Genomic DNA, 24,522 nt, shown 5'->3' on the forward strand with positions numbered 1-24,522 from the left:
ATCAATTGATGCACACACTGCAGCATGAACGCCGCCTGCGCACTCGATTTGGGCGGCGAACCGTCCCGGTACGGTGTTCCGGACACCGCATCGGCACGCTTGTTCCACAGCGCTCGATATCGCTGATCCTGCCCGATCACCCGCTCATCTGCCGATACCTGTGCAGATGAGCGCTACATTGCAAACGCGCCAATGTGATCGCGGTGCACCGCACGTTCGGCGTAGGCTTTCCCGATGGCCTGCAGGTCGGCGATGCCATCGGTGGCGTCGAGCCGCCGAACTTGTTCGGGGTCGAGGTGTGGGAGATCCAGCGCCGCGAGCCCGGTATGGGTGAGTTCGGGGTCGTAGCGCACATAGCTGAAAAGCTTCGGGCAGGTGCTGTTCGGCTTTCCCGTCACCATCACCATGTCGCCGAACTCGCGATCGAGCGAGCCGCCGAAGCGGCAGGCGCCGAGCGTGCGGCAGGCCATGTCCCAGCCGGCGCTGGCAGCGTTCATGAGCGCGCCGGGCAGGGTGGTGGCGTAGTGGAGCAGGTTCAGATCGCCGGTGTCGAGGCCCGGCAGCACATGGGCCGCACTGCCGGTGCCGACCGAGACGATCAGCATCTCCTTTTCGCCGGTCGGCCAGTTGATCGCGTAGGGCGCGGCGGTCGCCATCTGGAAGGCCAGGAAGGCGGCGTTGTTGTAGGTGGTCACGCCGCCGTCGACGAAGATGAAGCGGTATTCGTCGGACGTGCCCTCGGCGAACACCACCACCTCGGGCGGGAAATAGGTCGGTGCCGCGGTGCTCGCGCGCAGCAGCTGCCACAGCGGCAGACGCAGGTTGCAGTCCTTGCGGTGCAGTTGGTTGTATTTGGCGAAGGGGTTGTTGCTGACCGGCCAGGGCGAGTCGGTGCTGTGGTTGCGCATCACCATCATCAGCAGGGTGCGCAGGCTCGCGCTGCCGAGCGTGGCATTGGGCTCGTTGCCCGTCGCGTGGTGCTTGAGGGCCAGGTCGAGCTCGCTGCGGATCTTCTCCGCCAGCGGCTCCTTGTCGTAGCGGTAACGCAGGCGGCGAAGGATCGAGGCCTTGTCGAACATCTCCTTGCCGCTGCCGACGTAGAAGGTCCGGATCTGGTCCATCGACATGCCCGCCGAGATGCACGCCGCGATCAGCGCGCCGGTGCTGGTGCCGCAGACAAAATCGAAGAAGTCAGCCAGCACCAGCTCGTCATCCTTGCGAACGGCGCGCAGCTCGGCTTCCAGCTTCGCGAGGATCTCGACGCTGATCAGCCCGCGGATGCCGCCGCCGTCGCAGGACAGGATCTTCTTTGGCGCTTTTTGTTGCATGCGGTCGATCAGGGCCTGGTGCATGGCTGTCTCCTTTGCGGGGTCTGTCATGATCGGACGGGGTACCGGCTCACCACAGACGGCGGGTGTCCAGCCACGACACCCGGCCGGTGCGGCGCTTGACCTCGTTGTACATGTGCTCGGTGCCGCCGGGGCCATCGCCGCCGCCGCCGTTCCACAGGCAGATGAAGTGCACCTTGTCGATGCCCCAGGCCAGCGCGGAATAGAGCAGCCACAGGTTGCAGCGCTCAAAAGGGTTGGCCTCCTCGCCGGGGCCGGTTTTCGGCAGCGGGCCAAGTTCCTCGGGCATCACCCGTGGAGGATCGGCGAAGGCCTCGCGCAGCGCGTAGTAGCGATCGCGCCACTGCGTGCCGTCGCTGGCCGGGAGCACCGAACGGTTGATGAATTCGGCCTCGCCCAGCGGCAGCATGAGCTGCCCGCGCACGCCCCGCGCGTGACAGGCTTCGAGGAACAGGATGTCGCCACCGCTGGCGCCCTGGGTCAGCGCAAGATCCTCGGGGCCGGCGCCGAGCGCATCGAGGGTCGCGGCGATCTCCCGCGCGGCGATTGGCGTCTTGTCCGCCGGAAAGCGCGGTGTCGGGCGGTCGGGCGCATCGACCATGTGACCACTGAAGAGGAACACCTTGCGCGGCTGGAAGGGCGGCGTGCTGCGGACGATCTCGCGTTCAAGGATCTCCTCCGCGGCGGCGGTCTCGTCAGGCCGGAAGGCAAGGTCGCGCAGCAGGCACAGGGTCTGGCAGGTCGAGTCGAGCGCGAACCAGTCGCGGTTGGCCGCCGCGACGGTGGCGCTGTATTCCTTGCGGACCGTCTCGATCGGGCTCACCAGCAGGTTCAGTTCTGCGTGACTGGCGCGCGCCCAGTAATCCTTGCGGTCACGCTCGAGCGCCGTGGCGCAGGCCCAGCGCACCCCCCCAAGCAGCTTTTCGATGGCCGCATCGTCGGTGTCGCCGCCCAGGTGTCGGCGCAGCAGCTGGAGGGTCAGCGCGTTGATGCCCGAATAATGGTGCGACGGCTCGGCCACGAAGGCCTTGTAGTAGGGTTCGATGGCCTCGACCAGTGCCGCGTCCTCGTATGCGGCCGGCTCGCGCGACTCACCCGGCCCGGCGCCCGCCCGCCGCCAGCGGCTGATCCAGTTGTCCTTCTCGACTCGCCCGGCGAGCGCCCAGGCCTCGGGGTCGGCGGGGTAGGCCTCGGTGAGCCTGCGCACCCATTCGCGGGCCTCTTCGAAGCGGCCGAGCCGACCCAGGCACACCGCCTTCTTCTCGCACGCCGGCTTGTTGTCCGGATCGAGCCCGAGCACCGTCTCGAACTGCTCCAGCGCAAAGTCGTAGTGCTTGAGCTTGAGCAGGGAATTGCCGGCGGTAACCCGCGCCTCGATGCGCAGCGCGAGGGTCGGGGTCTCGTCGGCGAGCACCAGAATGTTGCCCGGGCACAGCTTCTGGCGTGCCACCTCCATGCGGCTGGCCCATTCGCCGTAGGCCGCGCTGAACTCGTTGCGTTCGCTGAGCAGCAGGGTCTTCCAGTCCGGCTCGCGCAGGTGCGGCAGGAGGCTGTACACCGGGCTCACCTTGCGGCTGTGCCAGGCCTCCGAGGTCGCCGTCGCCATGCGCGTCAGGGCGGCGCGGTCGGCCTCGAGGCGGGCCGCATCAGGCGCCCCATCGACAAGGCCGTAGTGCAGCTTGCGGTCGGTATAGATGTCGAAGGGCTGGGTCGGACGCGGCCCCTGCACCAGGATCACGCCGCGCGCCCGCAGCGCATGGCGCACCCCCAGTTCATACCAGACATTGGGGTTGTCCAGGGTGAGATCGGCCACCACCAGGTCGGCCATCAGCAACTCCTGGAACATGTCGGTGCGGATGTCGCCGGCGCGTTGCTCCTGGTCGGCGCGGAACACCTCGAAGCCCGCCGCCTCGAGCGCCGGGCCGATGTATTCGCCATAGACGCGGTTGAAGTCGATCGGCTTGCCGTCGTGCCCTGGCTTGGTACCGAAGGGCATGGCGACGAAGGCGTGTGGTTTCATGTGCGGCGCTCCCGGTTGGTGGCGGTCGGATCTGCGGATACATCCAGCATAGACGGGATCGTCGCATCGAGCCGGCATTCGCGGTACCGGCACGCATGACGCACCGGCGACGGCCGCCGGGCGCCGCCGTCCGCCTCAAACCGAGCCCTGCGCCTCGATCACCAGGATGCGCGCCTCGCCACGCGGACGGGCGACATGCTCGCAGCCGACGTCGGCGTGGAATACATCGCCGGCCTCGAGGGTGACCATCCGCTCCGCTCCGCCTTCGCGGTAGTGCATGTCGACCATGCCGTCGAGTACCGCGAAGACCTCCTCGCCATCGTTGACATGCCACTTGTACGGCGCATCGGTCCAGTGCAGCCGGCAGCTGATCCCGTTCATGCAGGCGATGTCGAGCGCCCCCCAGGGACGCTCCGCGACGAACGATCTGCTGCGAATGATCTTCATGGCTGCATCCACCCGTAAAACCCGTTCGGGCACTCACAGTGCCGCCTCTCGTTGTCGCGGTCAATGCGTTGCTGGCGGGCTGCCCGGCAGGCTGGACGACACGCGGCACTCAGGCTTATCGTGGCCGCGGGAGGCATGAACCATGAATACCGTCGCGTCGGGCAACAAGTCCGTGCTGGTGATCGGCACCGGCTGGGCGCTGCCGGCCAAGCGCCGGGCGGCGCGGATGATCGGCATCACGCTGGCCGAGGCGGGGCTCGGGCTGGTCAGCGGAAACTCGACCGGCGTGGATCGCTGGGTGTCCGAAGCCTTCTGCGGGGAGCGCGAGAGCCGTGGCCTGCCGCTGCCCGGCGCCTTCGTGCAGGTGAGCCTCGGCGGCCTGCGCTTCTTCCGGCGCGGCGGGGCGCCGCTGCCGGGTTACCGGGCGCCGTCCGGATGCATCGTGCGCGTCGACAGCGTCGAAGCCTGGAAGCGCGAGGCGCTGGCCCGCAGCCACGCCGCGGTGATGGTGGGCGGCGGTCGTGGCGCGCTCGAGATCGCCCGGCGCTTCATCGAGCGCGGCCGCCCGGTCTTTCCGCTGCCCTTCATGGGCGGGCTCACCGGCAACTCCGACCTCGCCTTCCGCGAGATCCTCAAGACCTGGGACAGCCATCCGGTGCCCGGCCTCTCCCGCAACCAGTTCCTGCGGCTGGCCGAGCCCTTGGTGAGCGGCACCGGCCCGCTCGCCAACCTGCTGCGCGGCACCCTCGCCGAAACCCCGGACGTGTTCGTTTCGTACCGGCGCAGCGACGCACCCGCTGCGGCCGGACGCATCGCCCACGATCTCGAGGAGCACTTTGGCCGCCAGCGGGTCTTCCTCGACATCCAGGACATCGCCCCGAGCCGTGCCTGGGACCAGTCGATCAGCGGCGCGCTGGAATGTGCCAGCGCCGGCATCGTGGTGATTGGTCGCAACTGGCTCGCCGCCGGCCCCGACGGCACGCCCCGGCTGCTGCGCGAGGACGACGTGGTGCGCGGCGAGATCCGCAGCATGCTCGAGGCGCGGAAGGCGGTCTTCCCGGTGCTCGTGGAAGGTGCGCGCCTGCCCGAGGTTGAGCAACTGCCCGAAGACCTGCGTCCCCTGCTGCGCTTTCAGGCCACGTCGATCGACAACGCCGGTTGGGAGACCACTATGGCGCGGCTGGCGCGCGAGATCGAGCGGGTCGTGGCCGACAACTGAGCTCGGGCGCCCGCCGCCGTGGCCTCACAGCCTGCCGAGAACCGTACGAACTCGTCGCCGGATGGCCGCTCCGCCCGGAGACGCTCGGCGCGGATGAATATATGGCGAGCCGCGCAGGTTCTCAAAATTCGTGAAGCTCGCTCAGGAGGCATTCAGAATCCTTCTTCCTTCGCTGCCGAGACTACGCTGCGTCGCCTCTCACCGAAGGTGGAATTTCACGACATCTTTGCATTGGACGTGAAAGCCCGGTCTACGGCTCCGTATCGAGCGCATGGACCGTCGGTTGAAATCCATCGTGAAGGAAGACGGAGCGTTACAAGAATCTTGAAAGTGCGCAGCGTTACCTGTGAATGTGTGCGGCAGATATCGACCCATTGCTGCCTGATGACATATTCAAGCAATTTGTCAGTTTTGGGATCAGTTAGCAGACTTCCTTGTCATTGACCTGTTTTACCGCGTCCGATAACTATGCCGTTGACCAGCGGCGACAAGCGCGCCCAAGCCAACACGTAGGCCGAGGCAAAGTTCGACCGGCAAATCGTCGCCCATATCAGCCAACACCACGGTCTGATAGTCATCAAAGCCGACGATCTGCTCTTGCCGAATTCTCGCCCGGCAGTCGGAGTTGGAACTGCCCCAAGCAGGCTGCTGGCACCTCCTAGGGCGCCTTACCTGGATTGTTGCCGCATGGCCCGGTCGCGGAGCTTAGTGGTGAAGTCGTTGGCACAGCCTCGTTTCCGGGCCTGGTCCAGCACCTCCAGGGCACCGCCGGCATCGCCCTTCTTGTCCAGCAGCCATTTGGCGTGGTCGGCGTAGAACACGGCATTTCGACTGCCGTCGGCGATCTTTTGCCGGCGCAGCTTGGCCGCCTCTTCGTCCCGGCCCAACGCTTCCAGGGCGATGGCCCGGATGGTGTCGGTGAAGTCGTCGGCGCAACCCCGTAGCCAGGCCTGGTCCAGCACCTCCAGGGCACCGCCGGCATCGCCCTTCTTATCCAGCAGCCATTTGGCGTGGTCGTTGTAGAACACGGCATTTCGACTGCCGTCGGCGATCTTTTGCCGGCGCAGGTCGGCCGCCTCTTCGTCCCGGCCCGATGCTTCCAGGGCAGTGGCCTGGATGGCGGCAACATGGTCGTCACGCGCCTTTTCAGGGGCTGCCTCCACTTCAGCCAGAAACTTAGTAACGGTTTCCTGATCGCCGCTGGCGATGGCGGCATGGCCGTAATTGGCCCAGTGATGGGGAAACCCCGAATCAACCCGGGTGGCTCGCCGGAAAAGATCCAAGGCTTCCGGGTCCTTGCGGCCATAAAGCCTCCTTCGGCACTCGCCGAGAAAACGCATGGCCCGAGGTTCGTCCGGGCTGACCTTGAGCAGGTATTCCAGGACGATGCAGATTTTTTCATCCTGACGGGCGGCAAAGTAGCGATCATTCATCCGCCACAAGGCCTTTACGGTCTCTTCCGGGCGACGGCCGAACAGGACGGGGGCGATCTCCGCCACCCGTTCGCCCTGGCCGCCTTGCTCTAGGTGGTAAAGGGCTTCCAGGGCGCGGCGGATGTTGGCGTCCATCAGGGCTCTCTGGCCCCGCAGTTCGTCCAGCCAGAAGCCGGCGATGGTCCGGTGCAGGGCCTGGGTGCGACTCTCGTCCGGCGCCAGCTTGCGGGCCTGTTCCGCCGCCAGATCGTGGAGGTAGAGCCAGTCGGCATTTTCGGTCAGTAACCGGCGCCGGATCAAAGCGGCGCCGGCATCCTGGGCGGGCAGGTCCTGCTCCAGCCGGGGCAGGTGACTGTAGTGGACGCCGTCCCGGTAGAGGGAGCAGGCGAACAACAGGGTTCTTTCCCCTTCCCCCAGGACGTTTTCATAGAGATCCCGGAACAGCTTGTCGTAGAGCGCTTCGGCGTAGTCGTCCGGGTATTGCTTCAGGACTTCGTAGGGGGTGGTGGATTTCTCGGCGGCAAGGCGCACAAGCAAATCCAGGCCGTAGGCATGGGCGCCCCGCCCGTGGCCGCCGCCCAGGCGGGTGAACAGGTAGGTCCGTTGGTCGCTGTTGAGGTTCCAGCCCTGGGCCAAGCCGGGTGGATGGGCCAGGTATTCGGCCAGAACCGCCTTGGGCAGTCCGGCAACCTCGTAGCTGGACAAGCCGCCTTCGGGCCGTTCCCGGGTTTCCAGGACAATGGCGCTTGCGGGATAAGCCCAGGACAAGCCTTCCAGCAGCCGGGCCAGGGGCCCATCCTGCCAGTGGCCATGGCGGAACCAGAGGTGGGCCCGTTGAACATGGAGGAAGAAGGGGGGCACATCGGGGGCCATGCGATGCAAGGCTTCGGCCATCTTGACGGCGTTGTCGGCCACCGGCGGCCGGGGCCGTTCGTCGTGGATACCCAGAAGATGGGCGATCTGGCCGAAGAAATCGGTGATGCCGCTGTCCTCCCAGGCAGTGATTTGCAGCGGGCGGAGATCCCGCCACTCGGACCGCAGGCGCAGTTCCTCCACCAGGACGCTCTTACCCACCCCGGCCATGCCGAATACGGCCAGCAGTCTGTTGCTTTTCAGGCTGTCGGAACAGTCCCGCAGGGCGGTATCCAGGCCGTAGTGGCCGCGGCTGACAGGGGTGGAATTGGGGGCAGATGGGGCGGAGGAAGGAGCTGGGGCTGGGGCCGGGGCAGCAGGAGCGGGGGCAATGGCCGGGGCGGGCAGCTTGGCCAGGGGTGCCAGAGACCAGACCCCATGCTCCGTGCGGCCATGGATGTTTTCCTCGATCCATCCGCCGCCCTTGGTGTCGTAGCGGCGCAAATGGACCTCGGCCTTGCCGGGGGCCAACTGAACCAGGTTGTAGCCAAATTCCTGTGTGGTTTCGCCAGTGGCCGCGCCGGCGGCGATAACCACGTGGTGGGGCGTCCCAATTTCGCACACCCATTGGTCGTGGGCGTGGCCGTGGAGCAGGAAGTCGAAATCCTGTTCCAGCCGGCCACGGAGTTCCTGGGCCTCGGAGGGATGCAACCAATCCCGTGGATGGTGCAGCAGGCCAAGGCGCAACTGCGGCGCAAAGCCATCCGCCTTGCCTTCGATGGCCTTGTCGGCAGCGTGGAGTTGGGCCTCGCCGGCCAGCCATATATTGTTTCTGTCCTGGTCATCTGCGCAGGTCCAGGCGGAATTTAGGCCGGTGATGGCAATGGAAAGGCCATTGATGCGGACCACCGTACCGTAGGTGGCGTTGCTGTCCAGGGGAATATAGGGATAGTGGGTTGCGATGAAGTCCCGGTAGGGGCCGAGACGTTCCATAGCGCGTTGGATTTCGCCATCCCTATCCCTGAAGTCCTGGTTGATTTGAGCCGGATTGCGCTCGCCGGCGCGGAACCACGCGGTTTGCGACTTGTGTACCTTGGTCCGGTCAATATCGTGATTGCCTGGCACCAGGAACAGGCGGTCACTGCCCAGCTTGCAGATTTCCAGCACCCTGTCGAAGAAAGCCTTGGCGTCGGCATATTGTTTGGCCAGAGGTTCGGCCCTTGTTTCTCCGAAGCCGATGTCTCCGGTACAGAACACCAGATCCACCCGCAAACCGGCTTTCAGCCGGGACTCCAGGTCTTCCAGCAGCTTGTTCAACGCCCGGCTGTCCCGCCAGGCATGCCGATCAAGGAAGTGAAGATCGGAGAGGTGTAGCCAACCCAAGGTGTGGTTCATCGTTCAGGGCTCAAGATACATTCCAGAAAAATAATGCTGTCCGTATGGATTCTCCCGCATTTGAGGTCGACACTTGCCAAGTAAGCCAGGCTAGCAGCTGGCTGCTTTCGACGGCACACCGGACGCACTCAATCACTGGTTTTTGACTTCTCCAAAGACCGTACCTGGCCGGTAGCTGCAATTCGGGCACAAGCAGGATGAAAGCCCGCCGGTCGGCTTCAGGGTGATTTCACTCACCAGAATGCAGGGTCCTCGAACGCCGTGATGCACTTCGGCCGACCCTTCAGTGGCGAGAAGGGTTGTTCCGTCAGGGACAGGCCCAGCCAGCCTTCCGGGTACTGCAGTTTGAAGGGGGCGGCGGCGGCGTCCTCGCTCACTGGACTGAATCCGACTTTGCCGTAGTAGTTGGGGTCGCCGTAGGTCATTGCGACGTCTATTCCGGCCAGGCGCAGCACGGCCAGGCCGTGATGCAGCAGTTGTTGTCCGATTCCACGGCCCTGCCGTTCGGGGATTACGGCCACGGGGCCAAGCACGAAGACGGTGCGCTCCTCCTGCTCGTAAGTCAGTCGCGAGAACACGCAGGCTCCGATCAGCCCGCCGTCTTCCTCGACCGTTATGACCCGGATATCGTCTTCCGGGGTGTCGGAGAGCTGGCGACGTACCAGGTCGCCAATCAGGGTGCCTTCTTCAACGCCTTCGGAGCGGCTGAAGGTAGCCTTGAACAGTTCGATGATCTCGTGCGCCCGCCCGTTGAACGCTGTCGAAAACTGCATGCTTTGCTCTCCTGAAATCGGGCCGTGAGCATCCGGAGCCGTCTGATTCCGGCCTGGCCCGTCCGAAACAAAAAGCGCTTCTCGACTCGATGGCTTGGCCTCCGATCCGTCTTCCGATCGCGATTGTCACAAACGCGGGCGGTGCGCGATACCCCGGGCGCTGGCGAAATCGTGTTCCGGCGGCCAATATTGAAGTGGTCGATGTTCGTCGGAGAGGGGGCACCGTGACGCAGCAGGACATGTTCTGGCGGCTGATCCACGCTCCGGGCCAGTCCCGTTCGGCCCGCACGGTGGAGGTATTCGGCTGGATCATGCTGGTCGAGTCCCTGCTGGTGCTGTTTGCACCGCATGCCGTCGCGGCCTTGCTGCACCTGCCGGACCTGAGCGAGCAGGCGGCAAACTATTTCCGCCTGATGGGCCTGCTGCTGGGCGGTCTCGGCATGCTCTACGTGGTGAGCGGGCGGCTCGACGCCCGGGGTTTCGTATTCGCGTCGATGCTCGATCGTCCGCTCGTACCCTTCATCATGGCCGTGTTGTGGTATCACGGCATGGTTCCGGCGCCGCTCGCGTTGCTCTTCGCGGTATCGGACACGGTGAGCGTTCTATGGACGCTCTCCGCGTGGCGGGCCGAGCGCACCGGGAACCGCGGCCGCTGAAGCCGGGTCGCAGGAAAGCGGACGTGCGCAAGGCCCAGCCCGGCCGGCTCCGATCGCGGCGCGCCGCACCGACTGGACAGCAACCACCCGCATCGCCATGCTCGCATCAGGATCATTCTTGGAGACAGCCCATGCCAGACTATCGCAAGGACCCCGCAGCCCTTGCCCGACTCAACCCCGAGCAATACCGGGTCACCCAGGAGAGTGGCACCGAGTACCCGGGCACCGGTGAGTACCTGCACAACAAGGAACCCGGCATCTACGTCGACATCGTCTCGGGCGAGCCGCTGTTCGCCTCCTCGGACAAGTACGAATCCGGCTGCGGCTGGCCAAGCTTTACCAAGCCGATCGTGCCCGCCAACATCAACGAGCTGCGTGACATCAGCCACGGGATGATCCGCACCGAAGTGCGCTCGGCCCATGGCGACAGCCACCTCGGCCACGTCTTCGAGGATGGCCCGGTGGACCGCGGCGGACTGCGTTACTGCATCAATTCGGCCTCGCTGCGTTTCGTCCATCGCGACGACATGGAAGCCGAAGGCTACGGTGACTATCTGGATCAGGTGGAGGAGGTGAAATGACGACCGAACGCGCCGTACTCGCGGGCGGCTGCTTCTGGGGCATGCAGGATCTGATCCGCAGGCTGCCTGGCGTGCTGAGCACCCGCGTCGGCTATACCGGTGGCGACGTCCCGAATGCCACCTATCGCAACCACGGGACCCACGCCGAAGGGATCGAGATCATCTTCGACCCGGCAAAGACCAGCTTCCGCACCTTGCTGGAGTTCTTCTTCCAGATCCATGACCCGTCGACCCCCAATCGACAGGGCAATGATCGCGGTCTCAGCTACCGCTCGGCGATCTTCTACATCGGCGACGAACAGAAGCGGATTGCCGAGGACACTATCGCCGATGTCGACGAATCGGGCCTGTGGCCCGGCAAGGTGGTGACCGAGCTGGCTCCGGCCGGCGATTTCTGGGAAGCCGAGCCCGAGCACCAGGATTACCTCCAGCGCTACCCCAACGGATACACCTGTCACTACGTACGGCCGGACTGGAAGCTGCCGCGCCGCGCCGACGCGGCCTGAGCGGGGCGTGAGTCCGATCGAACGGCGGCCGACGGCCGCCGTTTTCCGTGTTCAGGCGGACTGTTGCCTGTTCGTGGTGTGATACAGGCTCGCCACCACCGATATCGCGAGAATCGTGGCCACCACACCCAGCGAGACCAGCACCGGAATCTTGACCCATTCGACGATCAGCATCTTGCTGCCAATGAACACCAGGATCGCGGCAAGGCCGTACTTGAGCAGCGAGAAGCGGTTGCCGAGGTCGGCGAGCAGGAAATACATCGCGCGCAGGCCGAGGATCGCGAACAGGTTGGAGGTGAGCACGATGAAGGGGTCGGTGGTGATCGCGAAGATTGCGGGAATGCTGTCCACCGCGAAGATCACGTCGGAGATTTCCACCAGCACCAGTGCCAGCAGCAGCGGCGTGGCCATGCGCACGCCGTCGCGCATCACGAAGAAGCGTTCGCCCTCGAGTCTTTCGGTGATCGGGTAATGACCGCGGATCCAGCGAATCAGCGGGTTCTTCGCCAGATCGGGATCATGATCGGCAAACAGCACCATCTTGATGCCGGTGATCACGAGGAAGGCGCCAAAGACGTACAACAGCCAGTGAAACTCGGTGATCAGCCAGCTGCCGGCAAAGATCATCACCGTGCGCAGCGCGATGGCACCGACGATACCGTAGAGCAGCACCCGGCGCTGCAGCTCCAGTGGCACGGCGAAGAAGCTGAAGATCATCATCCACACGAAGACGTTGTCGACCGCCAGGGATTTTTCGACCAGATAGCCGGTCACGAAGGCCAGGGTCTGCTCGTTGGCCACCGCGCGGCCCACGCTGCCATCGAGGTACCACCATAGCGCGCCGGCAAACAGCATCGACACCGCCACCCATGCCAGCGACCAGCCGGCGGCCTCGCGCAGCGACACGCGGTGCTTTTCACCACCCTTGAAGACCAGCAGGTCCAGCGCCAGCATCGCCAGCACGATGGCCGCGAAGGCCGCCCACATCCACCACGTTCCGATCGATTCCATGTCGTGCTCCGTGCAAAAACAAAAAAGGCCTGCTCCCGAAGGACACAGACCCTTGCATGTGTTTTGCGCGCACGGACCTTGCCCCTTGGGCAAGGTCTCGCTTGCAACGGAATCGTTGCCCGAAGCACCGGGCGGCGGTCTCGCGACCGGCCTGCCGTGATGACGATGCTACGGCGTGAAAAGCTACTCCCCTTGATGCGCTGCAGTGTAGGTGAAGGCCAGACAGAGTCAAGCCTCTTTGTCGTCGATTCACCACAATCCGCAAGGCCGCGTATCCTTGGCGCAACATCGTCGTCGCACGAACATGCGGCCCGCAATGAACTACCCCGCGGCGAAGGGATCAATCGACGGCCTGTCCGCCAACCCCCAACGGAAATCCCCGCATGCCTTATCTCGTTCTCGGATTGCTGCTTTTCCTGAGCACCCACTCCGCCCGCCTCTTCGCCGCCGACAACCGCGCCCAGTACATCGCCCACTACGGCCTGATGAAATGGAAGCTGGCCTATTCGATCGTCTCGATCATCGGCTTCGCGCTCATCGTCTGGGGCTACGGCCAGGCGCGGCTCGATCCCGTGGTGCTGTGGAACGCGCCGATCTGGACCCGCCATCTCGCCGCGCTGCTCACCCTGCCGGCCTTCATCCTGCTCGCTGCCGCCTACGTGCCCGGGACCCTCATCAAGTCGAAGCTGGGCCATCCGATGGTCGCGGGGGTCAAGCTGTGGGCGCTGGCTCACCTGATCGCCAACGGCACCCTCGCCGACGTGCTGCTGTTCGGCAGCTTCCTGGCCTGGGCGGTGGCGAGCTTTTCGATCTCGCGCCGGATCGACCGTGCCGAAGGCCTTATCCGCCCGCAGGGGTCACTGAGTCGTGACGCGATCGCCGCGGTGCTCGGCGTTGTCGCGTGGTTCGCCTTCGTGCGTTACCTGCACCTTTCTCTCATCGGCGTCGCGCCCTTCGGCTGAGCGTTCATTCGTCAGCGGCGAATCCGAGAATGCCGGTCACTCCGGGAAACGCCACCCGCAACTGCCAGGGCCCCGCGGCGGGCAGCTGGACGTCCGCCGTGTAGCTGCCGAAGCCGCCGGCCTTGTGTGGCATCGGCAGCGGCGGCCGGCTTCCGTCCGCCGCTGCCAGCGCGAGCGAAAAATCGAGATCGGGGGGCGCGGGCTGGCCGCTCGGGCCGCGCATGTCGAGTTCGAAATGCGCCCGGTTGCCCGCATCGATCGCCATCCGCCCATGTATTTCCCAGACGTTGAGTGTGCCCTGGAACACCAGCCCGCCACGCTCCGCACCCGGCCCACGGCCCACCGGGCCGATCGCGTTGAGCTTCACCTCGTCCTTGACGAACACCACCATCGCGATGAAGCCCGCGACCAGCAGCAGGAGCAGCCCGCCGGCGATGGCGACCATCCAGCGGGTGGCGCGGGCACTGGCGGCGGGAGAGGAAGGGGATGCGTTAGTCATGTCGGATTCGGGTGCTCAGGATGCGGGAAAGCGGGTGCCGGCATTGGCCGGAAGAGCCCGGATGATACCGGCTGCGCGCGACTTGCAGAAACGGGCGTGCGCGGTCGCCCTGTCCCGGCAGGGATCGACTTAGCGGTGACGGGCGACGAGCAGTTCGACAATCAGCCACACGAGGCCGATCGCGATCCCCGCCGCTGCGGCGATAGTGCCGAACAGGGCCAGCAGGGCAGCACCGGTCGGCGCCTCGGAGGTCGCGCCGAGCGCTTCGATCAGCGACAGCGGCGCGGCGCAGAGCGCGCCGAGCACCACGCTGGTGACGATGATCTTCAGGCCGGTGCGTCGCTCACTGCGATAAAAGGCGGATATCAAATTCATGGGTATGGTTCCCGGGCAGCGTCGTCGTACCTTACGCGGGTGCCGCGCTGCCTGCCTTGATCGAGGTCGGGAAGCGGTTACCCTTCAGGACTCAACCCCGCCGGCTCTGCCTTGCCACGCGGCGAACCATTCGGTCAGCGGACGCGCCTCGCCCATGGCCGTCAGTTGGCGGTCGACCGCGTCGTGATTGCCCCAAACCACATCGGCCAGTTCGCCTTGCGCCACACGCGCTTCGATGTCACTGCAATACAGTCCCAGGTCGCGCTGCACGTAGAACCCGTAGCTGCGACACGCCGCCGGTCGCTGGGCATAGACCGGGCACGCCCCGGTGGACCGGTCGAGCAGCGGGCATGTCACCGGGCCTGCTGGCGCGGCGGCGAGCGCCGTAACATGCCCGCCGATCTCCTCGAGCCGTTTCGCCGGCAATGCGGCGAGCCCCTCTTCCAGAAGCGCCCATTCGGGCGGGGTCAGCCGGGGCACTGCGGCAAGCCGGCGACAGCAGGTATCGCAGCCCTTTGCGCACTGCCAGTCGGCATGCGCCTCGCGAATCTGGCCGACCCGCTGGTCGATCTCGAGATGAAGCTGGTGCAGCGCGGGGTCTGTTGGCACGAAGCGTCCTGGATGGCGGTCTGAGGCGGGCGCCAACGATACTGCGCAAGCGCCCCATTGACCAGACCCGTGCCAGTCAGTCGCTCCTGAAGCCGATGCGCGTGTGCGTGCCGTCGCAGAACGGTTTGTTGGCGGAGCCTCCGCAGCGGCACAGCGCTACCGACGTGCCCTGCCACGCAAGGCGTCCCGCGGCTGTGTGGATGCTCAGCTTGCCGCTGCACAGCAGCGGCCCGTCCTTGAGCGGCTGGATCGTCAAAGGGCCGCCTGCGGCGTCGAGCGGTGTTCCCTTCTCACCCACCGAGCCGTAGTCGCGGAAGTCCACGCTCTCGTGGCTGTTGTCGCAGAAGGGCTTGTTCTTCGAGGCGCCGCAGCGGCACAGCGCGGCGCGAAACTTCACGCCCGGCATGTCCGCGGGCGCGTCCGCAATGTTCAGCTCGCCGCGAAAGAACAGCGGACCGTTGCAGGCGATATGCACGGTGTTCGCGCTGGGCGCCTTTTCGGCACTCCCGCCCGGTGCCCCCGCGTAGCTCAATGAACCGCTCGGACAGCGCTCGACAACATCCACCACCTCCGCCGCGCTTGCCAGATCCGGCTGGCACCACGGCTTGCGCCCACCCACGAACAACCCACCACCGGCCTTGCCACACTCGGCGATGTGAATGCACAAGCGTGTATCCCAGGTAACCTCGATGTCCTTGCCCGCAAACCTGACCCGTTGCTCCTTGCTCATGACGTTCCCTCCGTGGGCCTGTCTCCCGCTCTGTATCTATAGACGGTAATCCGGTGGGGCACACGGAATGTTCCGGCAGGTAGGTCAGCCCCTGGTTTTCCGCCGGGTCGGCGCTCCGCATGGTGCGACAGAGGCCGCTTGATGATGCTGCATGACGACCTTGTGATTTTCTTCTAGACCTGACCCCCGTGTTTTGTGCCGAGTTCGGCGGGCCCATCCTGCGTCATGTATCGACCTTGTCGGACCCGTAAACAGAGCTTAGCCGCGAACCGGAGCGTGGCTGATGCTGGCTCCAATCAGGTTACGCATCCCTGCAAGCCAAGCACGGACTTCGTTGTCGTTTCTGCCAACCGATACCATTGTCGCGAAGTCATGCTCGACGCTCTGAAGCAGGTGTGTTGGGTGATCCGCCAGATAACGGTCGATCTGCTCGACGGTCCGCTCCACTTCGTCCCGCCATGTGGTTTGAACGAACTCGGCGATCACCTCGGCTTCAGTGTCGTGCTCATCGCACCAGTCCTGATGAAAGTACGCACAGAGAAGTTGCTCGAGCTGAGGGTATGCGGAGTTGCTCATGACGGCGCTCAAGGAATGGGGAATGCCGTGAGTATGTAGTAAAGCTTTCCCTGGAAGGCCTTCTTCTGCAGAACGATGCGGACCTTCGACATGGGGGTGAGTTGCCCTGTGGCTCGAATGACGCCGTGTCCGATTTTGCCGGAAGCAGTCCAGTCGAAGGCCCGTTTTGCGTTCGGCGCCGCGGTTTCCGCCCATTGGGCAATCGCCGTCCGATTGGCATGCAATCCGCCTGAAACCACTCTTTCAGCCTGCGCAAGCGTCTCGAAAGATGATGCCGTCGGAATTTTCGGCTGCGCGACGAGCCGGGCCCGCAGTTGCGCCTCGGTTTGACCAACATGCCTTGCGATTGTGTGCCCACCTTGCGCTTCGTGACCAGCGAGACTGATTTTTCCGGCACGTACGGCCGCTATGCGAGCGGCGGCGAGCGCTCCAGCCACGAACAATGGCACGACGATGTCGACGCCGTGTCCAATGCGTTTCGCCGTGTCTTCGTCTACCCCGAGCAGCTGAGCGAGTGTTGTCGTCCCGTCGCTGGTGAGCGTGTCGGTTCTCCGACCGGTCCAGGCTTGCCGAACACCAGCCTGAAACGTATCCATGCCATGGAGACCGAGCGCACCGCCGCTAAGCTTGGTCAGCATCGTCGGCTCCGGAATCAGCAGCAGTGCGCCACCACCAAATACCTCAAGTGCCCCAAAGATCGCAGCGGCACTGCCCCATGCCCGGTTCGAGACGCTGGGCTCTTCCAATGTGCCGTTGGCAAGCACTGCCGCAAGTTGCGGTGGGGTCAGAACAAGTGTCAGTCCTTCCTCTTCCACGGACATCTCCACATGCTGTGTGTAATCGGAAATCGGAGCACCAAAATATGCCATTTCATTTTTTGTGTCCATTTCACGAAGAGATAAATCGACCCGCATCTCGGCTGGGTGCTTCCCATCACGTCAGAAAGGAAAGGGACTTGTACACATGCTGTGTCAGCATCGGCCGGCTACTTCAAGAAGGGCGCTGATGATCTCCCTAGCGGGTAGTAGTGCATCGCGTCTGCGGTCATTTGAATACCCTGCCGTTTCCGGTGATGGTCTGGCGCAGCGTGGCGAGCCATTGGTCGTATTTAAACTGGTTGCGTCGCAGGACGTCGGTGAGGCGTTTTAGCCGGCTGGGTCTCTTCCGCGGTGGGCGCGGTTTGGATTCCGGCCGAGCAACGCGTCTGGGCGTGAGGAAGGAGTTCACGTCAGGCATAGGGGCGTCGTGCTTGTTGCGTTCGTAGTAGAGCGACGCTTCCCGGATCTTGCTGAGCTGTTCGCAAGCGTGGGGTCCGCAAGCCGGGGGTCGGGTCTATTAAAGTAGCAACGGCTCGAAGAGTCGCACGCAGACCATCTGACACTGCCTGCTGCAAGAATCCGCTCCTCGTGCAAACATGCAGCTTGTCCTGATCACCCTGCCGGAAGGATTCAAGCATGCGCGACTACCTCAAGTTCTACATCGACGGCCGCTGGGCCGACCCCGTGGTTCCGAAGACGCTGGATGTCATCAACCCCGCCACCGAGGGCGTGGCCGGGCGGATCTCGATGGGGTCGGCGGCGGACGTGGATGCGGCGGTACTGGCCGCGCGGCGTGCCTTCGCGAGCTATTCGCAGACCTCGGTGGACGAGCGGGTGGCCCTGCTCGAGCGCATCATCGCCGAGTACCGAAAGCGCCACGACGACATGGCGGCTGCGATCACCGAAGAGATGGGTGCGCCCGTCGCACTCGCGCAGAAGGCCCAAGCGGCGATGGGCATCGGCCACCTGCAGACCGCGCTGGCGGTGCTCAAGGACTACGCCTTCAGCGAGCAGCGCGGCAGCACGCTGATCGTCAAGGAGCCGATCGGGGTGTGCGGGCTGATCACGCCTTGGAACTGGCCGGTCAACCAGATCGCCTGCAAGGTGGCGCCGGCCCTCGCCACCGGCTGCACCATGGTGCTCAAGCCCTCGGAGATCGCGCCCTTCTCGGCCCAGGTGTGGACCGAGATCCTCGATGCGGCCGGCGTTCCGGCGGGGGTCTTCAACCTGGTCAATGGCGACGGCCCGACGGTGGGCGCGGCGATCTCGGGCCACCCGGAGGTTGACCTGGTGTCCTTTACTGGCAGCACCCGCGCCGGCATCGAGGTGGCGCGCAACGCGGCGCCCACGGTTAAGCGGGTGCACCAGGAGCTGGGCGGCAAGTCGCCCAATATCATCCTGCCCGACGCCGACCTGGCCAAGGCAGTCGCGGCCGGGGTGCGCTCGGTCATGAACAACTCGGGACAGAGCTGCAACGCGCCGACCCGCATGCTGGTGCCGAACAGCCGCATGGACGAGGCGCTGGCGATCGCGAAGGAAACTGCGGGGTCGGTGACCGTAGGCGATCCCGCCAGCGACGCGGCGATGGGACCGGTGATCTCGAAGGCGCAGTGGGACAAGATCGAGGGCCTGATCGCCAAGGGCATCGAGGAGGGCGCCGAGCTGGTAACCGGCGGCCTCGGCAAACCCGAAGGCCTCGACGCCGGCTACTACGTCAAGCCGACCGTGCTCGGGCGGGTAAACAATGGCATGACGGTGGCGCGCGAGGAAATCTTCGGGCCGGTGCTGAGCATCCTCGGCTACGACACGGTCGATGAGGCGGTCGCTATCGCCAACGATACGCCGTATGGCCTCGCCGCCTATGTTTCGGGCGGCGACCCCGAGGCAACCCGCGCGGTGGCCCGCCGGCTGCGTGCCGGCCAGGTCAACATCAACCGCGCCGCCCCCGACCTGATGGCGCCTTTCGGCGGCTTCAAGCAGTCCGGCAACGGCCGCGAATGGGGTGAGCAGGCCTTCGGCGAGTTCCTCGAGGTCAAGGCCATGCTCGGCTACGCGGCGAAGGCGGGCTGATGGACATCGTCGTCAGAATCAGCGCGGCAGGTCCGCGATGAAGCTCGCCCAGCTCCCCTACGGCGCTCGCTTCGAATACAAGGGCATGGTGCTGACCAAGACCGGGCCGATGACCGCGGCGGCCGAGAACGGCGCCCAGCACTTCATCCCCAAGTTCGCGGTGCTCAAGCCGGTGGATGGCGAGGCGGCCCCGCCGCCAGCGGAGTCGCGCAGCCTGGACGCCGCCCGGGTGCTGGCGGCCTTCGAGGCCTACCATGCGACCGCCCTGAGGCAGGCCGACGAAGCCGGGAAGATGGCACTCACCGCGGCGCGGGCGAGGTTTCTCGCCTCGCTGGAGCAGACGGCGCCGGACGAACCCTGAAAGCCCTGCCAAGCGGTCAAGCCGTCGTCACACCAGCGGGGTCTCGGCAAACTGCCGCGCCAGAAAGTCGACCAACGCGCGGACCTTGGGTGCGACGTGCTTGCGGGTGGGATACATCGCGAAGATGCCGAACTCCAGTGAGCGAAACTCGGGCATCAACTCGACCAGCGCGCCCGATACGAGGTCGCTGCCGACCAGGAAGGTCGGTTGCAGGATGATGCCCTGGTGCGCCAGCGCCGCCGCGCGGCAGGTATCGCCGCTGTTGGTATGCATGACCGGCGCGGTCTTCACGCTGACCGGCCCGCCGGGCCCGTCGAAATGCCATTCGTCCCGCGTCGCGAGGTAGCTGTAGGAGATGATGTCGTGGCCGGCCAGTTCCAGCGGATGCTCCGGCACGCCACGCGCCTGCAGGTAGACGGGCGAGGCGCACAACACCATCCGGGTGCTCGCCAGCCGTTTGCTGACCAGGGTTGATGCGGGCAAGCTGGCGATGCGGATCGCCAGGTCGTAGCCTTCCTCGACCAGATCCACCGTGCGGTCAGACAGGGTCACGTCGAGCTGGACCTGCGGGTGTTGTTCGCGAAACGCGCCCCACAGCGGCGCCAGATGGCGAATCCCGAAGGTGACCGGGGCATTCACCCGCAGCAGCCCGCGGGCTGCCGCGCTGCGCGAGTCGAGTTCGGCCTCGGCTTCTTCCAGGCCGGAGAGCAGCTCGCGGCAGCGCTGGTAAAAGACCTCGCCCTCCTCGGTCAGCGACAGGCGCCGGGTGGTACGGTGCAGCAGCCTCACGCCAAGACGCGTCTCGAGTTCGCCGACGTGGCGCGACACCGCGGCCTTGGACATCTCGAGCACATCCGCGGCCTTCACGAAGCTGCCGGCGTCGACCACAGCGGCAAAGGTCTGCATCTCCAGAAATCGATCCATTGTCTCGAATCTCGGCACTGTCTGTCTTCGGGTGGCCAGTTTATCCCATCAGAGGCGTTGAATAGAGTGATCTTCGTGCTGGCACTTTGCCACACCGGGAGGCTCAGGCACTCCCGATCAACCCCACGGAAGGACACGACATGAACACCCGAATCCGGACGCTCACAACAGCCGCCCTGCTTTGCGCATGCGCCGTGCCGGCGCTCGCCCAGACCACCGAAGCCTCCACCACCGATCCACGAATGCTCACCTCCCTGCTCGGCGAGCTGGCACGCTACCAGGCCGACGAGCAGCGCACGGCGAGGAACATCGCCACCTTCGACACGCTCGATTTCGACGTCTTCACCAACCAGAAGTGGGACCGGCTGAAGGAAAGCCACGCCCCGGACATCGTCGTGCATTGGCCGGACGGCCACCAGACCAAGGGGATCGACGTCCATATTGCGGACCTGAAGGCAATGTTCGTATTTGCGCCGGATACCCGTATCGAGACCCACCCGGTCAAGTTCGGCCAGGGTGAGTGGACCGCGGTGATCGGGGTGATGGAGGGAACATTCACCCGACCGATGCCGATAGGCGACGGCAAGACGATTGCCCCGACCGGCAAGGCCTACAAGCTGACCATGGCGACCATCGGCCACTGGAAGGGCGACACCATGGATGCGGAATACCTGTTCTGGGACAACGCGAGCTTCATGAAGCAGATCGGACTGGGCCAGTAAACAGCCTCTTCCGACAAGCTTTCATTCAATACGGCGGCCGATTGCGATCGGCCGCCGTATTGCGTCTACCGTGGCCTTGCCTCTTGGTACCGGAGAAGCGATTTCAACGAGGCTGATTGTTTCGATATCAGAAACAGTTGATCTCATGAAAGGCCGTTTATCTGCAGGATCGTCGTCATTAAAGTTCAGTCCATGGGCAGCGAGGCTGCACATCCCGCAACGGGAACCACCACAAACGACAGAGGACTGATCATGAAAATCACCGTAATCGGCGCCGGCAACATGGGCTCGGCATTCGTCAAGCAACTCACCCTCGCAGGCCACCAAGTCTCGGTCACCGCGCGCGACGCCGACAAGGCCGCCCGCGTCGCGGCCGCAAACCCGGGTGCCAAGGCAGTGCCCACGGCCGGCGCCGCCGAAGGCGCGGACGCGGTGGTGCTCGCCACCGGCTACGCCGATGCGGTCGCCGCACTGCAATCGGTGGGCGCGCTGGACGGCAAGGTCGTCATCGACATCACCAACCCGCTCACCGACGACTACATGGGCCTGACCATCGGCCACGACACGTCGGCCGCCGAGCAGATTGCCCAGGCCGTCCCCACGGCACAGTTGGTCAAGGCATTCAACACGGTGTTCGCCCAGGTGCTGGCGGACGGTTCGAAGCTGCATGAGCGCACGGTCACGGTCTTCGTCGCCAGCGACAGCGAACGCGCCAAGCACACTGCGGTGGCACTTGCCGAAAGCATGGGTTTCGAGACCATCGACGCCGGCGGGCTCAAGAATGCTCGCTACCTCGAGCCGCTGGCTGGCCTGAACATCTATCTCGGCTATGGCGCGGGCCTCGGCACCGCCATCGCGCCGACCTGGATCCGGCAGGCCTGAGGGGAGGACGCATCATGAGCATTTCGCGACGCATTCTCGCTCTTGCGAACACCGGGGCCGGTTGGGGTGCGCTGACACTGCGCGTCCCGGTCGGGATCGTTTTTGCCGCGCACGGCGCCCAGAAGCTGTTCGGCTGGTTCGGCGGCTACGGTCTGGCCGGCACCGCCCAATGGCTGGAGTCGATCGGCCTGGCACCGGGCTACCTGATGGCACTGCTCGCCGGCGGCGCCGAGTTCTTCGGTGGACTGGCACTGATCGCCGGGCTGATGGTGCGGCCGGCAAGCGCGGCACTGGCCTTCGCCATGCTGGTGGCCATCTTCGGCGTGCATGTCAGCAATGGTCTGTTCATGCGCGATAACGGCTACGAGTTCGCCCTGGCGCTGCTGGCAGCGGCCGTATCGCTGGCGATCAGCGGCGCCGGACGGGCCTCACTCGATGCCCTTTTGGCAAGGACTGCAAAGAGCTGATAATCCAGACGGGGGCATCGCCCCCTCAACGCAGGAAGAACACGATGAAACCGCTTCCCACTGTCTTCGTTTCCCACGGCGCACCGACCTATGCGCTCGAACCCGGCGTCGCCGGGCCCGGACTCGCCGCCCTGGGCCAGGCCTTGCCGCGACCCGCGGCGGTGCTGGTGGTATCGGCACACTGGATCACCCGCCAGGCTCGCGTCGCCACCACCGCACGTCCGCAAACGATCCACGATTTCGGCGGCTTCGATCCGGCGCTTTACGACATCCAGTATCCGGCGGACGGCCACCCCGGGCTGGCAGCCCGTGCCATCGAGTGCCTCCGCGCCGCCGGCTGGGATGCATCGGAGGATGCCGCCCGCGGTCTCGATCACGGCGCCTGGGTGCCGCTCATGCATATGTACCCCGCGGCGGACGTGCCGGTGTTCCAGGTCTCGATGCCCTTTTCGCTCGACTCCGACTCCGCGATCGCGTTCGGCCAGGCGCTCGCGCCGCTCGCCAATGAAGGCGTGCTGATCGTGGGTTCCGGCAGCCTCACCCACAATCTGCGCGAGTTTCGCGGCGGCGGCCAGCCCGATAGCCCCTATGTCGCCGAGTTCGCCGGGTGGATCAGCGATGCCGTCGCCCACGGCGACCTGGACCGGCTGCGCCAGACACTCGACATCGCGCCCCATGCCAGACGGGCACATCCCACCAACGATCACTTCCTGCCGCTGCTGGTCGCCGCCGGTGCAGCGTCACGACTCACCCCGGCGACCCTGCTCGACGGCGGCGTCCAGTACGGAATGCTGTCGATGGATTCGTTCGTGTTCGGGCAGGACCTCGCCGCCAGCGCGACCGCGCCAGCCCGCATGAAGGCCCTGAGCGGGGAGGCCGCATGAACAACGCAGTGATCGCCCACCAGCCGGAATCTCCCGCCCGGCATCTGGCCTTGCTGTTCCACGGGGTCGGGGCCACGCCCGAAGGCATGCTGCCGCTCGCCCGGGTGGTGGCGCAGGCGCGTCCGGACGCCCTGGTGCTATGCGTTCGTTCGCCCGATCCGTCGGACTTCGGTGGCGGCTGGCAATGGTTCTCGGTGCGCGGCATCGACGAGGAGAACCGCCCCGGCCGGGTCGCCGGCGCCATGCCGCGTTTCGTCAAGACCATCCGCCACTGGCAGGCACAGACCGGTCTGGACGCATCGTCGACCTCGTTGATCGGATTCTCGCAGGGCTCGATCATGTCGCTCGAAGCGACCCAGTCGCCGGAGGCGCTCGCCGGACGGGTCATCGCCGTTGCCGGACGCTTTGCCGCGCCGCCACGGCTGGCGCCGCCCGATACGGTGGTGCACCTGATCCACGGCCGGGACGATGCGGTCATCGACCCGGCCTGCAGCGTTTCCGCAGCCGAGCAGCTGCGCGCGCTGGGCGCTTCCGCGGACGCCGTCCTGATTCCCGCGCTTGGCCATGCCATCGACGCGCGGGTGTGCGAACTGGTTGCGGAGCGCATGCGCGACTGACGCCGGCGACAGACGCCGGCACTCTCCCGGAGCTTTCATGACCTCACCCCTCGACACCTGGCCGGACCGCCGCGCGGAGCAGCCCGACATCGACGCCCTGTTCGCGCGCTGCCTTGCCGACGCGGGCACGCAGTCCAGCACCTCGGCGGCGGTCACGCTGATCCACATCGGCGACTGGCAAACTACGGTCATGACGGGTGCGAACGACCGCGCCACGCAGCGCCTCGACCTGGAAATCGGCGCGCGGCGAACCTCCGCGGAACTGTTCAGGCACACCCCGCCGACGCCTCACGAACTGGAGATCGCGATCAACGTCGTCGAGGACGAAGTGGCCCGCGCACGCCGGATTCTGGCGGATGGCTCGATCCTGGTCGCGTCGGCTGGCACGCTGGAAGTCCTCACCAAGGATGCCGGCGTGGAGGCGGCCACCGGGCAGCGGCTGACGCTCGAAGCGGTGGAAGCCCTGTTTCAGCAGCTCAGCCGGGTCTCGCTCGGCTCGGCGCCGGCCTCGATCGCGGCCGCTCGCGACCCCACACAGGCGGCCATCCTGCTCATCCTGAGGGAGTTCATGCACCACATGGATTTCCACGATGTCATGTTGCGTTGCGACAGCATGACCACCTGAGAGGTTGGCCGAGGGCTTGTTCAAGCCAGCCGTTGCCGCGCCGGAAGGGACCTTTGCGCGCTTGCCCGAGACGCAACCGGGAACACTTCCCCCCAGGCGGATGAACCCGTCTCCAGCGCATGGTTCAGGAATACCGATTCCCTCGGCATGCTAGCGGAA

The 24,522-nt window shown here is 65.4% G+C and carries 26 protein-coding genes; 13 read left to right on the forward strand and 13 right to left on the reverse strand.

The genetic code is table 11. From position 1 onward, the window contains the following. Positions 1–173: 173 nt before the first annotated feature. The 3 genes from GQB03_RS10915 to GQB03_RS10925 all read right to left on the reverse strand — a co-directional run bounded on the left by GQB03_RS10915 (position 174) and on the right by GQB03_RS10925 (position 3,816). Positions 174–1,352, reverse strand: coding sequence for a patatin-like phospholipase family protein (locus tag GQB03_RS10915; RefSeq protein WP_159688782.1), 1,179 nt, complete (start codon positions 1,350–1,352; stop codon positions 174–176). A gap of 46 nt (positions 1,353–1,398) precedes the next feature. Then, positions 1,399–3,369 (reverse strand): TRAFs-binding domain-containing protein, encoded by a 1,971-nt coding sequence (locus GQB03_RS10920; RefSeq protein ID WP_159688785.1) that lies wholly within the window; start codon positions 3,367–3,369, stop codon positions 1,399–1,401. Between the two features lie 135 nt (positions 3,370–3,504). Next, positions 3,505–3,816 (reverse strand): cupin domain-containing protein, encoded by a 312-nt coding sequence (locus tag GQB03_RS10925; protein ID WP_159688788.1) that lies wholly within the window; start codon positions 3,814–3,816, stop codon positions 3,505–3,507. 142 nt (positions 3,817–3,958) lie between these two features. Between GQB03_RS10925 and GQB03_RS10930 the strand changes: the two genes are divergently transcribed. Then, positions 3,959–5,035 carry a toll/interleukin-1 receptor domain-containing protein gene (locus GQB03_RS10930; RefSeq protein ID WP_159688789.1) on the forward strand — a complete coding sequence of 359 codons (1,077 nt, stop codon included), beginning with the start codon at positions 3,959–3,961 and terminating at the stop codon, positions 5,033–5,035. 668 nt (positions 5,036–5,703) lie between these two features. Here GQB03_RS10930 and GQB03_RS10935 read toward each other — a convergent pair. Then, positions 5,704–8,715, reverse strand: a complete 3,012-nt coding sequence (locus GQB03_RS10935; protein ID WP_159688792.1) for a metallophosphoesterase — start codon at positions 8,713–8,715, stop codon at positions 5,704–5,706. Positions 8,716–8,948: 233 nt separating this feature from the next. After that, positions 8,949–9,488, reverse strand: a complete 540-nt coding sequence (locus GQB03_RS10940) for a GNAT family N-acetyltransferase (protein WP_159688794.1) — start codon at positions 9,486–9,488, stop codon at positions 8,949–8,951. A gap of 224 nt (positions 9,489–9,712) precedes the next feature. Between GQB03_RS10940 and GQB03_RS10945 the strand changes: the two genes are divergently transcribed. The 3 genes from GQB03_RS10945 to msrA all read left to right on the forward strand — a co-directional run bounded on the left by GQB03_RS10945 (position 9,713) and on the right by msrA (position 11,231). Then, positions 9,713–10,144, forward strand: a complete 432-nt coding sequence (locus tag GQB03_RS10945; protein ID WP_159688797.1) for a hypothetical protein — start codon at positions 9,713–9,715, stop codon at positions 10,142–10,144. Between the two features lie 131 nt (positions 10,145–10,275). Next, on the forward strand, positions 10,276–10,725 hold the full coding sequence (gene msrB, locus GQB03_RS10950; protein WP_159688798.1) for a peptide-methionine (R)-S-oxide reductase MsrB: 450 nt from the start codon (positions 10,276–10,278) through the stop codon (positions 10,723–10,725). Next, positions 10,722–11,231: a peptide-methionine (S)-S-oxide reductase MsrA gene (gene msrA / locus GQB03_RS10955; RefSeq protein WP_159688801.1), complete on the forward strand. Its 510-nt coding sequence runs from the start codon at positions 10,722–10,724 to the stop codon at positions 11,229–11,231. Before msrB ends, msrA begins: the two co-directional genes overlap by 4 nt. A gap of 51 nt (positions 11,232–11,282) precedes the next feature. Here the strand turns inward: msrA and GQB03_RS10960 are convergent, their stop codons facing one another. After that, positions 11,283–12,242 carry a TerC family protein gene (locus GQB03_RS10960; protein WP_159688803.1) on the reverse strand — a complete coding sequence of 320 codons (960 nt, stop codon included), beginning with the start codon at positions 12,240–12,242 and terminating at the stop codon, positions 11,283–11,285. A 383-nt stretch (positions 12,243–12,625) separates the two neighbouring features. Between GQB03_RS10960 and GQB03_RS10965 the strand changes: the two genes are divergently transcribed. After that, positions 12,626–13,204, forward strand: a complete 579-nt coding sequence (locus GQB03_RS10965) for an NnrU family protein (protein ID WP_159688805.1) — start codon at positions 12,626–12,628, stop codon at positions 13,202–13,204. 4 nt (positions 13,205–13,208) lie between these two features. Here the strand turns inward: GQB03_RS10965 and GQB03_RS10970 are convergent, their stop codons facing one another. The 6 genes from GQB03_RS10970 to GQB03_RS10995 form a co-directional block, all read right to left on the reverse strand. Beyond that, the gene (locus tag GQB03_RS10970; protein ID WP_159688808.1) at positions 13,209–13,703 is read right to left on the reverse strand and encodes an AAA family ATPase; all 495 of its coding nucleotides are present in this window, start codon (positions 13,701–13,703) and stop codon (positions 13,209–13,211) included. A 129-nt stretch (positions 13,704–13,832) separates the two neighbouring features. After that, positions 13,833–14,078, reverse strand: a complete 246-nt coding sequence (locus GQB03_RS10975) for a hypothetical protein (RefSeq protein WP_159688810.1) — start codon at positions 14,076–14,078, stop codon at positions 13,833–13,835. A gap of 84 nt (positions 14,079–14,162) precedes the next feature. Further along, positions 14,163–14,687, reverse strand: a complete 525-nt coding sequence (locus GQB03_RS10980; protein ID WP_159688813.1) for a YkgJ family cysteine cluster protein — start codon at positions 14,685–14,687, stop codon at positions 14,163–14,165. A 76-nt stretch (positions 14,688–14,763) separates the two neighbouring features. After that, positions 14,764–15,417, reverse strand: coding sequence for a CDGSH iron-sulfur domain-containing protein (locus GQB03_RS10985; protein WP_159688815.1), 654 nt, complete (start codon positions 15,415–15,417; stop codon positions 14,764–14,766). A 258-nt stretch (positions 15,418–15,675) separates the two neighbouring features. Next, a complete protein-coding gene (locus GQB03_RS10990) occupies positions 15,676–15,993 on the reverse strand; it encodes a contact-dependent growth inhibition system immunity protein (protein ID WP_159688818.1) in 318 nt (105 codons plus the stop codon). A gap of 8 nt (positions 15,994–16,001) precedes the next feature. Next, positions 16,002–16,907 carry an RNase A-like domain-containing protein gene (locus tag GQB03_RS10995; RefSeq protein ID WP_159688821.1) on the reverse strand — a complete coding sequence of 302 codons (906 nt, stop codon included), beginning with the start codon at positions 16,905–16,907 and terminating at the stop codon, positions 16,002–16,004. A gap of 540 nt (positions 16,908–17,447) precedes the next feature. Here GQB03_RS10995 and GQB03_RS11000 point away from each other — a divergent pair. Both GQB03_RS11000 and GQB03_RS11005 read left to right on the forward strand, forming a co-directional pair. After that, complete coding sequence (locus GQB03_RS11000; protein ID WP_159688824.1) at positions 17,448–18,881, forward strand: aldehyde dehydrogenase family protein; 1,434 nt, start codon at positions 17,448–17,450, stop codon at positions 18,879–18,881. Positions 18,882–18,918: 37 nt separating this feature from the next. Further along, positions 18,919–19,242: a hypothetical protein gene (locus GQB03_RS11005; RefSeq protein WP_159688827.1), complete on the forward strand. Its 324-nt coding sequence runs from the start codon at positions 18,919–18,921 to the stop codon at positions 19,240–19,242. Positions 19,243–19,269: 27 nt separating this feature from the next. Here the strand turns inward: GQB03_RS11005 and GQB03_RS11010 are convergent, their stop codons facing one another. Then, the gene (locus GQB03_RS11010) at positions 19,270–20,166 is read right to left on the reverse strand and encodes a LysR family transcriptional regulator (RefSeq protein WP_159688830.1); all 897 of its coding nucleotides are present in this window, start codon (positions 20,164–20,166) and stop codon (positions 19,270–19,272) included. Positions 20,167–20,306: 140 nt separating this feature from the next. On the opposite strand from GQB03_RS11010, the gene GQB03_RS11015 reads away from it, so the two are divergent. The 6 genes from GQB03_RS11015 (at position 20,307) to GQB03_RS11040 (ending at position 24,363) form a co-directional block, all read left to right on the forward strand. Continuing rightward, positions 20,307–20,888, forward strand: coding sequence for an ester cyclase (locus GQB03_RS11015; protein WP_159688833.1), 582 nt, complete (start codon positions 20,307–20,309; stop codon positions 20,886–20,888). Positions 20,889–21,140: 252 nt separating this feature from the next. Then, complete coding sequence (locus tag GQB03_RS11020; RefSeq protein WP_159688836.1) at positions 21,141–21,770, forward strand: NADPH-dependent F420 reductase; 630 nt, start codon at positions 21,141–21,143, stop codon at positions 21,768–21,770. Between the two features lie 14 nt (positions 21,771–21,784). Continuing rightward, a complete protein-coding gene (locus tag GQB03_RS11025; RefSeq protein WP_159688839.1) occupies positions 21,785–22,237 on the forward strand; it encodes a DoxX family protein in 453 nt (150 codons plus the stop codon). Between the two features lie 44 nt (positions 22,238–22,281). Then, complete coding sequence (locus GQB03_RS11030; RefSeq protein WP_159688842.1) at positions 22,282–23,121, forward strand: dioxygenase family protein; 840 nt, start codon at positions 22,282–22,284, stop codon at positions 23,119–23,121. After that, entirely contained in the window at positions 23,118–23,738 is a 621-nt protein-coding gene (gene ypfH, locus GQB03_RS11035; RefSeq protein ID WP_159688845.1) for an esterase, read from the forward strand. The genes GQB03_RS11030 and ypfH overlap by 4 nt, the downstream gene beginning before the upstream one ends. Positions 23,739–23,775: 37 nt before the next feature. Beyond that, positions 23,776–24,363 (forward strand): hypothetical protein, encoded by a 588-nt coding sequence (locus GQB03_RS11040; RefSeq protein ID WP_159688848.1) that lies wholly within the window; start codon positions 23,776–23,778, stop codon positions 24,361–24,363. The last annotated feature ends 159 nt before the right edge of the window (positions 24,364–24,522 follow it).

The sequence above is a fragment of the Cognatazoarcus halotolerans genome, from assembly GCF_009800965.1.
GTDB lineage: Bacteria > Pseudomonadota > Gammaproteobacteria > Burkholderiales > Rhodocyclaceae > Cognatazoarcus > Cognatazoarcus halotolerans.

Coding starts and splice junctions, on each gene's coding strand:
- GQB03_RS10915 (WP_159688782.1), bottom strand. CDS start 1,352: ATGCACCAGGCCCTGATCGACCGCATGCAACAAAAAGCGCCAAAGAAG.
- GQB03_RS10920 (WP_159688785.1), bottom strand. CDS start 3,369: ATGAAACCACACGCCTTCGTCGCCATGCCCTTCGGTACCAAGCCAGGG.
- GQB03_RS10925 (WP_159688788.1), bottom strand. CDS start 3,816: ATGAAGATCATTCGCAGCAGATCGTTCGTCGCGGAGCGTCCCTGGGGG.
- GQB03_RS10930 (WP_159688789.1), top strand. CDS start 3,959: ATGAATACCGTCGCGTCGGGCAACAAGTCCGTGCTGGTGATCGGCACC.
- GQB03_RS10935 (WP_159688792.1), bottom strand. CDS start 8,715: ATGAACCACACCTTGGGTTGGCTACACCTCTCCGATCTTCACTTCCTT.
- GQB03_RS10940 (WP_159688794.1), bottom strand. CDS start 9,488: ATGCAGTTTTCGACAGCGTTCAACGGGCGGGCGCACGAGATCATCGAA.
- msrB (WP_159688798.1), top strand. CDS start 10,276: ATGCCAGACTATCGCAAGGACCCCGCAGCCCTTGCCCGACTCAACCCC.
- msrA (WP_159688801.1), top strand. CDS start 10,722: ATGACGACCGAACGCGCCGTACTCGCGGGCGGCTGCTTCTGGGGCATG.
- GQB03_RS10960 (WP_159688803.1), bottom strand. CDS start 12,242: ATGGAATCGATCGGAACGTGGTGGATGTGGGCGGCCTTCGCGGCCATC.
- GQB03_RS10965 (WP_159688805.1), top strand. CDS start 12,626: ATGCCTTATCTCGTTCTCGGATTGCTGCTTTTCCTGAGCACCCACTCC.
- GQB03_RS10970 (WP_159688808.1), bottom strand. CDS start 13,703: ATGACTAACGCATCCCCTTCCTCTCCCGCCGCCAGTGCCCGCGCCACC.
- GQB03_RS10975 (WP_159688810.1), bottom strand. CDS start 14,078: ATGAATTTGATATCCGCCTTTTATCGCAGTGAGCGACGCACCGGCCTG.
- GQB03_RS10985 (WP_159688815.1), bottom strand. CDS start 15,417: ATGAGCAAGGAGCAACGGGTCAGGTTTGCGGGCAAGGACATCGAGGTT.
- GQB03_RS10990 (WP_159688818.1), bottom strand. CDS start 15,993: ATGAGCAACTCCGCATACCCTCAGCTCGAGCAACTTCTCTGTGCGTAC.
- GQB03_RS10995 (WP_159688821.1), bottom strand. CDS start 16,907: ATGCGGGTCGATTTATCTCTTCGTGAAATGGACACAAAAAATGAAATG.
- GQB03_RS11000 (WP_159688824.1), top strand. CDS start 17,448: ATGCGCGACTACCTCAAGTTCTACATCGACGGCCGCTGGGCCGACCCC.
- GQB03_RS11005 (WP_159688827.1), top strand. CDS start 18,919: ATGAAGCTCGCCCAGCTCCCCTACGGCGCTCGCTTCGAATACAAGGGC.
- GQB03_RS11010 (WP_159688830.1), bottom strand. CDS start 20,166: ATGGATCGATTTCTGGAGATGCAGACCTTTGCCGCTGTGGTCGACGCC.
- GQB03_RS11015 (WP_159688833.1), top strand. CDS start 20,307: ATGAACACCCGAATCCGGACGCTCACAACAGCCGCCCTGCTTTGCGCA.
- GQB03_RS11020 (WP_159688836.1), top strand. CDS start 21,141: ATGAAAATCACCGTAATCGGCGCCGGCAACATGGGCTCGGCATTCGTC.
- GQB03_RS11025 (WP_159688839.1), top strand. CDS start 21,785: ATGAGCATTTCGCGACGCATTCTCGCTCTTGCGAACACCGGGGCCGGT.
- GQB03_RS11030 (WP_159688842.1), top strand. CDS start 22,282: ATGAAACCGCTTCCCACTGTCTTCGTTTCCCACGGCGCACCGACCTAT.
- ypfH (WP_159688845.1), top strand. CDS start 23,118: ATGAACAACGCAGTGATCGCCCACCAGCCGGAATCTCCCGCCCGGCAT.
- GQB03_RS11040 (WP_159688848.1), top strand. CDS start 23,776: ATGACCTCACCCCTCGACACCTGGCCGGACCGCCGCGCGGAGCAGCCC.